We start from the raw sequence: 14,987 nt of genomic DNA on the forward strand, positions 1-14,987 counted from the left end.
ATTATAAGGAACTTAGTATTGATTTAAATTCAGGTTATAATAATTAACATACGCAATTAGACATCATCAGATAATGGTAATTTTTACATGAAGGGTGCAGCAAAATCTGGCGCCAGTTATAATAGAAATAAGGAGTATGTCGAAAATCCTGTAACAGAGTAGACTAAAATTAAAGTTTAGCTTTTTGATGTATAAAAGCACTCCAATTATGCCTTGGTATTTATATTCCCCAATCGACTCATTTCCCCACAATACAACAAATCCTAACAATTACTTTAATATAGGTATAAATCCTCCCCCATGTCCAGATCCTAATGATTTTATATGTGCTATTCAAGCCACTGACAATTCTGGCAAACCTATTTTAACAACTGCATTAAAAAGTCAAATGATTTACGCCGTGAATAATAGGATAGAGACACCCGATGTCAAATTAAGACCTACACTTTTACCATAGTGAGGTAACTTGTTAATAAAAATGTTATAATCGTCCTCGTGTTGACCTCAACAATAAAGAGGCATTGCAAAAGGATAGCCTCTTTATTGTTTTTGAGATTTTTCGTATTTTTTCGAATTATGGGACGCACACCAGTTTTTAAGCCTTACGATTCCGATCTGCTGCAGTTGCTTCCGCCAAGCCTGGAAGAACTGATAGCAGAAAATCACCCTGTACGTATCGTTAAAAAGATTATTGACCAGATCGACGTTCGTCCGATCAAACGAAAGTATAAAGGAAGAGGAGCCTCAAGCTACCATCCGCGGATGCTGCTCAAAGTGCTGGTCTATGGTTACCTGACCAACACGTATTCAAGCCGGAAGCTTGAATAACAGGTTCGCCAAAACATCCACTTCATGTGGCTGTGCGGGATGAAAACACCGGGCCACAATACGATCAACCGTTTTCGTAGTGAAATGCTTTCCGCTATTCTCAAGCAGATCTTCTCGCAGATTTTACTTTTAATGGCCGCAGAAGGGGTGGTTTGGTTGAAAGAAGCGTTGTTTACAGACGGCACTAAGATTGAATCGGTTGCAAACCGATACACCTTTGTATGGGGCAAATCCATTAAAACCAGTAAAGAGCGGATTAAATCGCAGCTGGATGACTTGTGGAAATATGCCAAGGGTGTGGCAGCCGAAGAGCTTAAAGATACTTCACCTTCTGACTTTGAGCAGATGGACGCTGAACAGGTTCGTAAAACAATTGCAAAGATCGACCGGGCACTGCAGGATAAAGAGATAGACAAAAAAGTAAAGCAAAAGCTGAATTATGCCCGAAAGAAATGGCCGAATAATCTGGAGCGATATGAAGACCAGGAAAAGAAAATGGGCTCGCGTAACAGCATTTCCAAGACCGATCCCGATGCGACCTTTATGCGCATGGAAAAAGACCATATGCTAAACGGTCAATTGAAACCAGTCTATAACCTGCAGATCTCCACCCAGAATCAATTCATCCTGAATTACTCGCTCTATTGCAATCCAACCGACACCTTAACGCTCCCGGCACACTTACAGCAATATGAAGACCTGTACGAATTGACACTAGGCGCTGTTCGGCCAAAACATCGATATTTCCCTCGCAATATGAAGACCTGTAAGGATTGACACCCTCATCAGTGGTTGCCGATGCCGGTTATGGTTCGGACGAGAATTACAGCCTGCTGAAGAGTAAACAGATCGGAGCTTACATGAAGTATGGCAGCTTTGACCAAAATCAAAAAGGAAAACAGCGCCCCTTTTCAATGCCGGGGCTTCATTATAATCGAGAAGAAGATTGCCTGTACTGTCCGATGGGGCAAAAGATGAGTCTGATCGGATTTACCAAAAGAACCACGACCTCGGGTTTTCAGCAGGTGTCCAGTCGCTACCAGGCCCTCAACTGTCAGGGCAGCCCGTATGAGGGGAAAATGCCACAAATCGCGGGGAAACCGGATCGTGGAAGTCAATCACCGCTTGAAAGCGCATAAAGAGCAAGCAGATAATCTTCTAAACAGCGAGCAGAGCATCCGTTATCACAAGAAAAGGGCCGTTGATGTGGAACCTGTATTTGCCAATATCAAAAGTAATCATGGCTTTAAACGATTTATGCTCAAGGGGATGACAAAGACTGAAGTCGAAATTGGATTACTGTCAATCGCCCATAACCTAAGAAAGTGGAGAGCGTAAAGCTCTCTTTAATTTGCTTTCCTCACCACAAAGTAAAAAAAACAAGAAATTACCAGATCAATCTAACATGGCTTGATAAAACAAGAAGATAGCTTCAAAATTGTACTAAATGCAAAAACCGTCTCATAATTACTTATGAGGAGGCCTCTTTCTTTTTTAGTTGCTACTATTTCAACAATTGAAAAAGCTTGATTAACCTCAACAATAATTTCAAAATAGAATTACTAACATAAATTTATATAATTTCATATTACTAATGGAGAGGTATTTCTAGCCTTATGTTATCAAAATAAATTAACACTAAATTTCTAGAATAAATGAGTTTTAGTTAAAGAGTAAGTTGATTGGTCAACTATGACTCTTTAATTAAAATAGACTCCTAGTTGCCATAATCTTTGATAAAAAAAGTCAATAAAATTGGCTGTTTCATAGTTTATTCTTCTTAATCTATTAGTATCTTAAGTTCTCCTGCGTGACTACCTATCCCTAAAAAGCGGTTTTATTTTTTCTTATTTTTAACACCAAAACGCGACAGATTGTATTGAGCTGTCAACTGAATATAGCGTCCGATCCGATTTTGGGTGCGCTGGGTCACAGTATTGGGGGTTACCAACATTTGGATCGATTGCTGTTGGTCCAACAGGTCATAAGCAAACAGCTGCAGGCTCAGTTCTTTATTGGCAAGCAAAAATAACTCGGCAGAAGCATTGAGCATAATGGGATTTTTGATGGGAATGGTATAGCCTCCATTGATCCGGTAACGGACATCTGCACCAATAGCCAATCGGGAACTGATGGTCCAGCGCGCATTGCTACTGGTCTCCCAGGTATAGGTGCGCCTGTTCAAATCGCTATTTAACTCATATCGACTGTTTTCACAACTGTAATTGAGGTTGACGCTTCCGCGGATTTTTTTACTGTTGAGCGCTACACCGAGAGACTGACGCAGGGAGATGGTGCTATTGTCTGCCTTTTGACCTCCTATAAAAACAATCGATCTATTTTTACTTCCAGATGTACCCCACCGCAGCTGATAATATGTTGCAAATGGCAAGGTCATATCATAGCTGGCGTTTAGATTATAAGCTCCATCGGCATTGACATAGTGGGTCTCTTGCTTGAAACTGTTCAGCGTATCGGGTACTAACAGCACATTGGCGACGACTTGATCTTGGGTTAGATTTGTATTTAAGCCTAAGCTATACGTATCTCCTTTGACGGGGTTGATGTGATTAAGACTTAAGCTAAGTCCATGGGTCAATGTGGGTTTTAAATCGGGATTGCCCACGGTGATCTGCTGGAGATTGCGTAGATCTTGCAAAGGCAGCAATTGATCAACCGAAGGCGGTGAAGCCGTACCTGTATAATTCAACTGTATGTTGTCTTTTAAAGAAGGTGCGTAGCGCACACTCGCAATAGGCAATATACGAAACATGTGATAAGCAATGTCTCGCTGCTGCAGGGATTCGTCTGCGGACATACGCGTAGGCACCATACTCAGCCCGAAGTTATAGTCGAGCTTGGGTGATGCTCCGCGGTAGCTTAAATCGAGCTGTTGGGTATTGAATACCGTACGAAAATCGGTATTCAACGAATCTACAGGTATCAGTACACCTTCATGATCACTCTTGGTCTGCTGCAGTTTATCGTTCCTACGACGTGAATAACGATAGCCGATATCCAAACTGCGCTTGGTGTTTACCGTGTTGTGATCATTAAGAGGTTCGGTGTATTGGGCCGATAGGTCAAATAGGGACTCACCTCGATGTGCATCTAACAAACGGGTGCTAACAGAATCTTTCACGGGCTGGCTGGTCACTTGATTGTAAAAACGCAACTGATCATGGAGCATACTCTGGTCTTGACCTCCCTGTGCCGTTGCGGAAAAGCTCGCAGTCAAACTACGTCCCTGCTTTTGCATCAGCCGACTCCAGGATAGGGATAACTTTCCATTGCTATTTTTCGAATCGGTCATTATCGTATTATCAAGATCTTGCACAATCGCTCCAGTCTGCTTAGAGATGCTATGCGTTTGATTATTTCCCTTACCGATCTGCCCTACCAGCTGCAAATTCCAGAAATCTCTTTTCCTGCGAGACTGCACACTAAACTGCATCTGCTGGTTTTGATTTTCACTGCTATTGTCATTTTGAAGTTGATTATAAAGGATACCGTTACTGGTACCGCTCTCGCTATAGCTTTCAAAACTTCCTTTTCGATAGGTCCCATTATAGCCATAAGTGCCGAAAACATTTAATTGATCCATGGACCTTCTGTAATTCGTGCCCATAGTGGTGGTTTGCTGGCTTCCGCCCTCGATACGGGCATTCTGATGATTGGCATAGCCACTCACTTGATGCACATCTAGCCACACATTGCCCTGAAAGCCTGCTCCAAAAAGATCTTGTGTACTGGCAGAGGACTCCATACTGCCGAAGATACCTCTATTCTGTCCATCCTTGATCACCAGATTGAGCATCTTCTGGGGTTTGCCCGTTTTGATTCCCGTGAAGTTAGCCTGATCTCCATAATCATCAATGACCTGCAGCTTGGCAATAATACCCGCAGGCAGCTGTTTTAAAAAATCTTTAACATTATTAGTGAAAAAATCTTTGCCATTGACCCGTAGTTTGGTCATCGATTGGCCCATAGCGGTGACATTGCCCTCTCCATCGACACGTACTCCGGGCAGCTGCCGCAATAGATCTTCTAATCGGTCATGTTCGCCAACCGCATAGGCAGCGGCATTGTATTCAACCGTATCTTTTCCAACTCCTATCGGACTGGGCACTCGGACCTGTACTTCCTGAAGCCGCCTAACAGTGGATTGAAGTATAATCGGAGGCAATTCATAAATATGACTTGTTCCTGTATAATGGAGATTTTGCCTATATGTCTGATAGCCCAAGCTGCGCACGACTAGGGTGACAGCTTCTCGGGGTACTGCCCGAACAATAAAATTGCCGCTTTTGCTGGTACCTGTACTGAGGCTGTCCTTGCTGGTATAGATCCGAACGACTGCACCTGCTATACCGACCTTTAAGGAATCTGTTACCTGCCCACGCAATTCATATTGCTGTGCTGATAAAGAACCCACAAAGATAAAGGGCAGATAAAAAAAGAAAAGAAATAGGACTTTATTCATTAAAAAATAACAAGAAATTGATACATAGTGCTAAATGAGATTTACAATAAGATCCACGAGTGTAAATAAGAAGCAGCATGCGATCACCACTATAAAGGCAAGCTGAAGTCACCGTATATACCAATAGTAGATCGAATATGACATAAATCATGATGGTCATTACATAATAGAATCCTTCGTGTAAGTGTATACCTATAGGTTCCTTATTGAGGTCGGTTCCCTAACGACAGATGTAAATAAATGGTGAATTTAATAGTAAGGTGAGGAGGATCATCTCAGATTCAAATCCTCATAACAAGACGTTATTTAACAGTAAAAAACCGCAGGAGGCTCCCCTCCGTGCGGTCCATTAAAAAAGCTACACTCAAAACAGTACTTTTATAGAACACATTTACTTTAACGTGATGAGGTCTTTTTGTTTATTTTAGTTTGTTTTTATTACGCTTTCATGACGACCAATTGATCGCCCTCCCAACTAAATTTGACCAAGCCCGTCTGCTCCAATTTTTCCAGTAATTTGGACAGGTTCTCAAATCTGGATACGCTTCCTATCAGTCGGATATCATCTACAGGCCCCCTAAACACCACCTTAACCTGATACCAACGTGCCACCTGCTGCATAATGGAGCGGATGCTCTCATTGTCAAAGGTAAACTTACCGTCTTTCCACAGCTGCCGGTTGACCTCATCAACAGTCTTGACCCGAAGTTCATCGCCCTCCAAGATGGATTGCTGTCCTGGGAGCAATTCAACTGTTTTCTTGGACAGTCGATCGCTGACCTTCACCCTACCCTTTAATAAGGTGGTCTTGATCAGATTATCCTCGGGATAGGCAGAGATATTAAAGTTTGTGCCGATCACTTCGATATCCTGCCGTCCTGAAGATACCACAAAGGTATGGTCCTCATCATGGCTTACTTCAAAGTAAGCCTCGCCGTAGGCCAATGCTACTTCGCGATGCCCTGACTTTGGGAAAGACGTGGGGTACCGTAAAGATGAAGCGGCATTGAGCCATACATGAGTTCCATCAGGCAGCTTGACCTGATACTGCCCTCCTTGTGGAGTTTCTATGGTATTGTAAATCACTTTATCTGTTGGTGCTGCATCTGGAGCACCTGTTATTTCATAAATCAGTTGTCCATCGGCTGTTTTGGTAATCGCTACACCCGACTGCTCAACCAGCTTGCCCGATGCGGCATCGGACAAAGGGATGCGCCTGCCATCGGCCAGGATCAAGGTGGCTTGATCTGTCCCAGGACGTATATCGGCTATTGCCGGGGCGACTGCATCTGGCTCATGATGATGATAGACATATGCCGCAACGCCCAGATTCAACACTAAAAATACAGCCGCTACGGCACGCATCCAATAATCCTTCCTGTTCCTGCTGTGGATGCGCTGTTGAATAACGCTATAGATGCGATCGCGCAGTTCGTCGTCCGACGCGGCATAATGTTTACCAACAAAAACTGGATTGTCCAATCCTTCGCTGTACCAGCTATTGAACTCGGCGATCTCCTCGTTGGTGATGCGTTGCTCCAGCCATTTATTGGCTAATAATGCTATTCGTCTATCTCGTGTATTCATCATGAGCACATTTAGTTCTGATTCCTCCGTTCTTCGTTATTAGGTTCCCAATTGTGGACGTATCCCTAGCGCAGGTATGAAAAAAATATTTATAAGTAACAGTAAACAGCGCATTAAATAATATAGACCTACATTCTTTATCGGTATACGATAATCGCACAAGACCCCCAAAACGAAATAGGTCTATAAAAAAATAAAATACCGCATCCATCAGGCTACTCCCATACATTATAGGGTGAGAAAAAAAATCTTTAATCCGGTCCTGATCGATTTAAGGGCTTTGGTGATATACCATTCAATGGTCTTTTCGGATAGATCCATGGTTGCGGCGATCTCTTTATGGCTGCGTCCCTCGATCCGGCTCATCTCATAGACCAGTCGGCATTTTTCGGGCAGTGCGTCGACCACCTGCTGCAGTCGCCTATTGACTTCATTGTATTCGAGCCATTCCTGCGTGGAGTCGTCCGCAAGTTCGGTGATGACTTCTTCGGCGGCAATATCACTGAAATGCTTATGTTTAAATCGGGAATTGAGGTGCTTGAGTACCCGGTACTTGACAGCAACGGCCAGATAGGAACTGACGGATGAATGGATCTCCAGCTCTTCTCTTCTATTCCAGATGCTCACGAAGACCTGCTGCACAATATCTTCGGCTTCTTCCAGATGATGAAGTTTATTGGCTGCCGCTGTAAACAGCTTTTTCCAATAGCGATTGTACAATTCGGTAAACGCTTGTTCCTCGCCGTTCTTCAGTATCTGAATGAGCTCGTCATCCGAAAGCATGTTTAATTTAACGTCTATCATTGATCCATAATTCATTAAACATCAATACATACACTATATGAATATACTGATAATATTCCTTAAATAATACAGCCCTATCAAGGTCACCGCCTGTCTTGAACCGAAAAAACGTCAATAAGCATCTGGCGTATATCACCATACGTGCTGTTGCTCATCATCATCTGGGACCTTTTTCTGCAGCGAAAATATGCGGTTCACCAGCCTCTTATCAGGCATAACAGACACAGGTGATCGTACGCAATCAACATCAAATGATCGGCTACTTAACAAGGGGATTAGACATCAGCTAATTGGCTCCTTTTAAGCACCCGGATCGTTTACACAATTGGTTGCCCACAGGTATATAATAGGGTTCCTATTCGGGCCCCAATCCCTAGTGGATTTTTAAAATATTTTTAAGAAGTGGGTTATTGGTGCTGTGAGAGGGGAATATTAAGAGGAAGAGGTTGATCAAGAAACATTATATCCTATATGCCTATCTGATCTAATTTTAAAATTATTACCGCTGCTAAGGTTTAGAATTAATAAAAGAATTTAAAACACATTTTTAAATCATAAAATATGAACACTAGATCCGATCAGTTTGGAGTACGCTGCGACCGGGAATAGCGCTTTATCCCCGATCGTTGGTGTTGCTAGTTTTCGGGCATCAATCTGGCCCATTCTGCTCGTATTTTGAGCAGTTTTTCATATACATCGACATGCACCTTATACCGCTCTTGCTGCGCTCCGTAAAATACGATCACATGTGTGTCGCCCTCTTTGCATAATGTTCTGATGGCCAGCAACATGATCAACCGCCCCCGCCCCGCTCGAAACAGCAGATGGGGCCATAACTTTTCTATTTTGGCCAGCGACTCCAGATCGACTTTACCCTCGCGCCCATCCAGCAACAGTACATCCACAAGCTTGGAGCGGGAGGAGCCCACTTTTAGATAAAAATAGGCGATCTGCGAGATCCGGACCCATTCATTTTCCGCTCCGATGATGACCAAAACTGCATCGTTCAGTTCCTTAAGAAATATTTTCAGCCGCATTTCGTCCCTACTCAACAATTCATGGTTGTTTCTGAGGCGCTGCTTGCGTACGCGCAATTCGTGCAGCTGGTTCTCGTACAGCTCAACCAGTTGCGCCCGTTCCACAGCCCATTGGTTCAATTCCGCCTCGTGCTGCAAGATGAAGCGCTGTTGTTCCGAACGTGATTCCTGCAACAGTAAAACCCGATCATGAGCATGCTCCTTTAAGCGCTCATCACGCTGAGACAGCCATTTTTTCATCACCTGATATCTCCTGAGTCCGTAATTTCTAGCCTTCCGTTCCTTACGGACGGCATAGTAGACCTGCACCATGATCAGGCAGAACAGGACCACCACATAGTCCCGTTCAAAATATTCCGCTTTTTGCAGATCGACTCCAAATAGAGCCCAATATACGGCATATACCACCCGTAGCGCAATAGCGCCCAGAAGGATGACCAACAGGAAAAATTGAATCAAATACCGCAACAGTTCATTTTTCCTCATCAACCGGTCGTTGTCCAATCGATGGACCACATAGGCCGTCGGGAAGATAGCGACCACCATCAGTACAAAACTGAACAGGAAGATCAACAGATGTTTGGGTGAAGTAAGACTCCAGGGAAGAGAACGTGCGGTGGTATAAAAAGTGATCAAAAAAGCTGAAATGGCTGCAAGTAAAAATATAGACCTGAGGTTTCCATACCAAGATCTCAGGAAAAATCGAAGAGCGATCATACTAGAATAAATTATATTATTTACCCCTAAGTTAATTAAATTCGTACAAATTAGGTGTAACGCTTTTTTTACACACCCAGTTTAACGAAATTCATTTTCCTGTTCGCCGACACAAAAATCACTTTAAACACATTTAAATTAACATTTTCAAGAAATTCAACGGAGAATATGATGGATTCGTAGAAATTTCAGACACTTTGCTTCTCTTAATAGGAGATAGCTCATATATTCGTCATTCGATCGAATTAATAATTAACTGAATCAAGTCTCCTATGCGCTAATGCCATAAACTGTAGTGAAGCATGCTGTTACAGCTTATGGCTTTATGACCGTGGTGAGCAAAAAAAAGCTAAAATTGCAAATTGTAAAACACATGAAAAAATACCCATTTGATAGTCGGGGTGTCACACAATGGCTCGCTGAACTATACAGTGCTACGATCACGTACCAAATGATGGAACAAGAACATATCCTTCTTTCTCTTCGGAGCTGGCTGATATCCAAGTTTGATCTCAGTAAAGATCAAATAACCTATATCGCTACGCTATCGGAGGATTTTAAAAGCAATCTTGCGCGCGAGATCGTCTTTGCGATCAACAATCACTCGCCGATCACTTTGGATAAACAGACTGACGAAAACCGTACAGGTCTATTGGACGGTGATTCGGTCAAGGTAACCGAATACGAATCGAAAAAGAAACAAGCAGATGTCTCGCATGTCCCATCCATAACGGATGTAGGTAAGCAGTTCAACCGTCATGCGGAAGGACAGTTGATGATTCGGATTTACTATAAACGTCTATAATACCCCTCTACTCCAATCCATGCCATGGGCCAATACCTTTCCCATGGCATTGGTTATTTCTTAAACCGATCATTTCAAATACTCCCTACTTCCTAGCAGAAAGTAATCATCAAACGATAGCTAAAAATCTGTATGAACAGGATTATAATGTGGTCAAAAAGTCTGGATACACATATTCGATCTTTTTTTCTGGATTTTCTGCACAAACAGTTAACAATTTATCCGTAAATTCTTTCATTTTAGTAAAACCTCTATCCTTCATTACTCCAACTGTTGCTGTAAATGCTTTTTGAAAATCAGCTTCTTTATAGTGATGTTTGCAATACAACAAGTACACAGCATAGGTCATATATTCATCAAAGATATATCTTGGTGACGTATACGCATCTATCCCCTCTACGGTTTCATCAACCCAATATGTACGGTTTTTAAATGCTTCATCAATTTTGGCTTTATGCTCTTTTGTAGGTTTAGCGACATAATTATGATCAATTTCTGTAAACATCACCCTGGTATTAAACAATTCGTTTTCAATTGGACTCATGTACGAGTTGCTGGATAAAGGTGGCAAACTCATATAAATCAATCGAAAATTGTTATTGTTGAACTCAGACGTATAATTCAGTCCATTGATGAGCGGCGAACAGTAGATCGTATAAGCATTGATACGCGTATCAAAATTCTGTTCCAGCCATTTCCATTGTTTTCCAACATGGGCTTCTTTTTCGTATTGAGCGATGATATTGGCATAATACTTTTTGTGTTTTTTGTAAAACGAGCGGAAGTTGGACTTTTTCGCAAAATCTTCCAGTTCCTGCTTATATTGTGTGATTGGATTTTCAACAACTTTCACCCCGTTTACCCCTCCCGCAGGGAAAATATAGACATCACTTTTCACGAGTTTGTCGCCTTTGAAATAGTAAGAAATACCATTGCCCGTTAAAAATACATTATTGATCAGGGTTTGTACCAATAAGGAATCAAAGGTGTGAATAATGGGCTCATTTTCATAAGCCTTGAACTGTTTCAGTACAGCTTGATAATAGGGTCCTTCTTGCTGCATCATATCCTCATTTTCCAAGCCCGTTTTGGTAATGGCGATCATAATCTGAAGCAGCTCTTTCACTTCGTTGACCTCTACTTGATATTTGCCTTGATTCTCTTTTTTAAACTTTTCTGTAAAATTTACTTTCTCCTGTGCTTGCGCAAATAAAGAGATAAGTAGAAGTACTAAGGTTAACTTTTTCACTGGTATTGATTTATAGGTTTTATTAATATGATATTCTTCTGGATGCAAATATAAAAATAACACGTTAATTCCTATTTAAAGCCACTTTATTTTTTTAAACTTATCTTAAACAGAGCACAGGGACAGAAAAACAGCACGAGGAAAATTGATAAACCCGATCAAACATGCTGAGTGAATTGCTGTTGAGCAGCGTATTATAAATAGGCTTATCCGATGACAGATAAGCCTATTTATTGGATTATTTACGCTTGATATTTCCCAATAGCCTACTAGTCAGAAAACTGACCAACGTACCTACGGCAGCCATCAATACCGTCTGCGCGAGATCGCCAAAAGAGAATGAAGCCCAGATCGAGCAGAGCGTGCCGCCCATCGCCCCCAATCGCATATCATTCCATTTCATGGGGCACCTCCTTTTCTTTCTGCTGCACAATAGACTCCTCCGGCGGAGGCTCCTCCTCTCCTTTTTTGTCCGGATCATCCAGCACCGTCTCTACTATACCAAGACCCAGCGCGATATATTTGATGATATGCAGTGCCTTGCCCGGTAATTTGATCGGCGCTATAAGCACAACCTGTAGCGCACGACTTATCTTTTGAATTATTTTTTTCATTTGTATAAAAGTTAAAAGGTTAAATAGTTAGTAGGTTAGAAAATAAAATTGTTGCTACTTCAAGATCCAAAAGCAGCAGGCTTATCTAATAGGCCTTGTATTACGACTGCGTAATTACACTGATGAAGAGGCGTTAAAAATGAATTTCTGTTTGAGTATAACGAGTTTAAATTCATTTAGCATATTCAAGGTGAAATAGCAAAAAGGAATACAGCCTTGATTTTTGATTACTTTTTATCAAGAAAAAGTAATTAGCCCTGTGCCGGCGACAGAGGCACAACACGACCTCGTTACTTCCATAACAACCTCCCCTTTCATCATAAGCTCCACCAGTAAGGGATACAATTTTTTGTAAGCCGTAACGGACTGTTCCAAGCGATAGTCGCCTTTTTCAAACACATACTTTGTGCCCACGAGCAGGCAGCCCGCAGTTTGCTTATGCGTATTGCCGATGTGGATGTAGACATAACTAAAACCAGGGATATCCTGGATCTCGATCATACCCCGATGCATCTGAGGATAGCGGTCATAGTAGTTACCATTCATACCCCCATCTCGGTTGAAGCCCAATGTATAGGTACCCAAAGGGATACAGGTATTCCCCGGGATCTTCTGCTCACGGGGGATATCCTCCAGACCATAGCAGATAAACCGATGGTTCAGATAGATTTCAGACAGGGTACTGTCCTTCCCCTGTTTGATACGGATGACTTGTAGCAGCATACGATTTTTGTTTAGAATTGCATTAAAAACTACCCAGATACAGACTGTTGGAGACCATCCGTTTATCCCGATCGTGCAGCATCAGGTACAGGTGCACGGGTCTATCCCGTAAGACAGAAGGCAACTGCAGCTTCATATAGGCATCTTTTCTGATCACCTGCTGCTCATTGACCGCTGCATTTCCGGCCTCGATATCATAGACACACAGGATCACTTGATCGTCCCAGTGGCTATGGTCTGCGATAAATTGATTTGGTAATGCCCACTTCACCGTCATACAGTCGCCCACACGTTCGGCTTGAGGGGACAGCAACGGAGCTAGGGTTCCTTCACTTATTTTTGCTTTGGCCGGATCGATCTTCATATCCGGATACTCTCCGGTGACCGCATTGCGTAAATGATGCGACATGGCCCTGCCAAGTGCTGTTTTTCCTTTCTTACGGGTCGCAAAGCCAATCTGGATCAACAGATTGAGCGGATTGAGGAAATAGCGGACCAACTTAAATCCAAGCTGGGTCGATTTGGCCTTGTTGGGCTGCTCCTGCGTTTTTTCTTTATTGGATATCATCAACATATTCGATTGGTTTATCATATCGAAATCGGGAGAAGCCCGACGCTTCTCCCGATTCGACATGCTGTACAACAGTTTACAGTAAGTCCACTTCTCCCAGATAGGTACTTCTGGATACCTTGGTCCCTTTACGGTCGGCAAAGAAGATCCATACATGCCCCTTTGACCCCAGCAGATGCGGTGGTACCGTAATATCGATGGTTCCATTGGCACGTGTGGCCGGCGTAGGGGTCGTCATAAATTCATCCGCCTTGGGCTGATAAAGTAAGATAATGACCTGATCATCTGCCTTGGAATCATATAGGCTGTTGAGCGAAAAATCCCAGTCTACCGAAAGTACCCCAAGCGATGCCGATACGGCCATCGCACCGCCACCGATATAGGAGCCCGAACTGATCATGATCTTACTGTAGTCCAGTTCAAAATTTGGATAAGAGCCCACCACTGCCTGACTGATATTCTGCTGCAGGGCCGCATTGGTCGGCGTCATCCGATTGGCATTGACCTGACCAAAACCCAGGCGCAAGATTGGGGCTATGGGCATCAAGAATTTTGACATCACATAAAATCGTGCCTGCACGATAAGCTGCTCTTCTGTAGCTCCTTTTGTCCGCTTTTTGGGCAGCCCTTTGATGTAGTCGATACCCTTCCAGCTTGAACCTATCACGCTGCCGGCTTTACCTCGAAAACTCCCATTGGCACCTTGTCTAATTGTTCCCATTTTTCTAATTTTTTAAAAGATTTGACCATACGTAAAGGCTTCATGCATACCGGTATATTCTGCTTTACGATGACAAACATAGCACCTGGACATAGGGCTTGTCAAGAGCCAAAATGATCTTGTCGGTGTATGTCGGTGTACCGGTAACATATTGTCGGTGTTTGTCGGTTTAGTATTAAACAGGTTCTAAAAATCCTGATGCTCAGACCGAGAAAAACAACACCTCTTCCTAGCCAAGAGGCTACCAGCTACGCACCTCGTTTTAACCAAAGGCCTCTATACACCGTCTTTGCACCGCTCCTATACCGTCCCTGTACCGGGAAAAGGACGGTCCAGGGACTTTGCAGGGACGGTGCACCTATGGGATACCTTAAAACAAGGTTAAAAGCAGGTACGAACAAGGTTAAAAGCAAGTACCGATCTCAGCTTGATCTGCCTAAGGCAATTGCGCGGGCTGATAGCCCCGATAAGCGATAAAAAACTCGAGGACAGCCTGCTTTGAAAATTGATTCTTCTTCTTATGCTTAGCGATCGGACTGATCATGCCCTGCCGTACTTTACGTTCAAAAGTGCGTTTGGAAATGGCAACAAAATCCGCAGCCTCCTGCGTGCTCATGGTGCCGACGAGCTTGCTCCCTTCGTCCTGCTGCCGTCCTTCAAGCAGCCTGAGCATCCGATCCACTTTGGTATGCAGATCGGAGTCTGATGAGGTGGATTGTGTTGTAAAATGATAGGATACTGCTTGAGCCATAGAGGTTGCATTGGATCCAAAGCAGTGGCCTGACTCCTGAGTGGAAGCCGTGTTTTGATAAAAAAACATATGTAGGTAAGATAAGGGCGACCTACCG

The 14,987-nt window shown here is 43.0% G+C and carries 11 protein-coding genes and 1 pseudogene; 2 read left to right on the top strand and 10 right to left on the bottom strand.

Annotated elements, in window-relative coordinates:
* Nucleotides 1-576: 576 nt before the first annotated feature.
* Nucleotides 577-2,166: pseudogene (locus AC06G9_RS15885) on the top strand (transposase).
* Between the two features lie 499 nt (nucleotides 2,167-2,665).
* On the opposite strand, the gene AC06G9_RS15890 reads toward AC06G9_RS15885, so the two are convergent.
* From AC06G9_RS15890 to AC06G9_RS15905, 4 genes are all read right to left on the bottom strand, one after another.
* Nucleotides 2,666-5,311, bottom strand: coding sequence for a TonB-dependent receptor (locus tag AC06G9_RS15890; protein WP_480956694.1), 2,646 nt, complete (start codon nucleotides 5,309-5,311; stop codon nucleotides 2,666-2,668).
* Nucleotides 5,312-5,749: 438 nt separating this feature from the next.
* Nucleotides 5,750-6,676 carry a FecR family protein gene (locus AC06G9_RS15895; protein WP_480956695.1) on the bottom strand — a complete coding sequence of 309 codons (927 nt, stop codon included), beginning with the start codon at nucleotides 6,674-6,676 and terminating at the stop codon, nucleotides 5,750-5,752.
* Nucleotides 6,677-7,126: 450 nt separating this feature from the next.
* The gene (locus tag AC06G9_RS15900) at nucleotides 7,127-7,702 is read right to left on the bottom strand and encodes an RNA polymerase sigma-70 factor (RefSeq protein ID WP_480956696.1); all 576 of its coding nucleotides are present in this window, start codon (nucleotides 7,700-7,702) and stop codon (nucleotides 7,127-7,129) included.
* Between the two features lie 635 nt (nucleotides 7,703-8,337).
* The gene (locus AC06G9_RS15905) at nucleotides 8,338-9,456 is read right to left on the bottom strand and encodes a hypothetical protein (protein ID WP_480956697.1); all 1,119 of its coding nucleotides are present in this window, start codon (nucleotides 9,454-9,456) and stop codon (nucleotides 8,338-8,340) included.
* Nucleotides 9,457-9,829: 373 nt separating this feature from the next.
* On the opposite strand from AC06G9_RS15905, the gene AC06G9_RS15910 reads away from it, so the two are divergent.
* Nucleotides 9,830-10,261 (top strand): hypothetical protein, encoded by a 432-nt coding sequence (locus AC06G9_RS15910; protein WP_480956698.1) that lies wholly within the window; start codon nucleotides 9,830-9,832, stop codon nucleotides 10,259-10,261.
* A gap of 142 nt (nucleotides 10,262-10,403) precedes the next feature.
* Here the strand turns inward: AC06G9_RS15910 and AC06G9_RS15915 are convergent, their stop codons facing one another.
* The 6 genes from AC06G9_RS15915 to AC06G9_RS15940 all read right to left on the bottom strand — a co-directional run bounded on the left by AC06G9_RS15915 (nucleotide 10,404) and on the right by AC06G9_RS15940 (nucleotide 14,890).
* Nucleotides 10,404-11,510, bottom strand: a complete 1,107-nt coding sequence (locus AC06G9_RS15915; protein WP_480956699.1) for a hypothetical protein — start codon at nucleotides 11,508-11,510, stop codon at nucleotides 10,404-10,406.
* A gap of 389 nt (nucleotides 11,511-11,899) precedes the next feature.
* Nucleotides 11,900-12,124 (bottom strand): hypothetical protein, encoded by a 225-nt coding sequence (locus AC06G9_RS15920; RefSeq protein WP_480956700.1) that lies wholly within the window; start codon nucleotides 12,122-12,124, stop codon nucleotides 11,900-11,902.
* Between the two features lie 237 nt (nucleotides 12,125-12,361).
* Nucleotides 12,362-12,847: a DUF5675 family protein gene (locus AC06G9_RS15925; protein WP_480956701.1), complete on the bottom strand. Its 486-nt coding sequence runs from the start codon at nucleotides 12,845-12,847 to the stop codon at nucleotides 12,362-12,364.
* A gap of 22 nt (nucleotides 12,848-12,869) precedes the next feature.
* Entirely contained in the window at nucleotides 12,870-13,421 is a 552-nt protein-coding gene (locus tag AC06G9_RS15930; RefSeq protein ID WP_248753064.1) for a DUF6266 family protein, read from the bottom strand.
* Nucleotides 13,422-13,494: 73 nt separating this feature from the next.
* The gene (locus AC06G9_RS15935) at nucleotides 13,495-14,139 is read right to left on the bottom strand and encodes a DUF6266 family protein (protein ID WP_094772379.1); all 645 of its coding nucleotides are present in this window, start codon (nucleotides 14,137-14,139) and stop codon (nucleotides 13,495-13,497) included.
* A 436-nt stretch (nucleotides 14,140-14,575) separates the two neighbouring features.
* Nucleotides 14,576-14,890, bottom strand: a complete 315-nt coding sequence (locus tag AC06G9_RS15940; protein WP_480956702.1) for a helix-turn-helix domain-containing protein — start codon at nucleotides 14,888-14,890, stop codon at nucleotides 14,576-14,578.
* Nucleotides 14,891-14,987 lie beyond the last annotated feature (97 nt).

It is taken from the genome of Sphingobacterium sp. MAE (genome assembly GCF_056711605.1).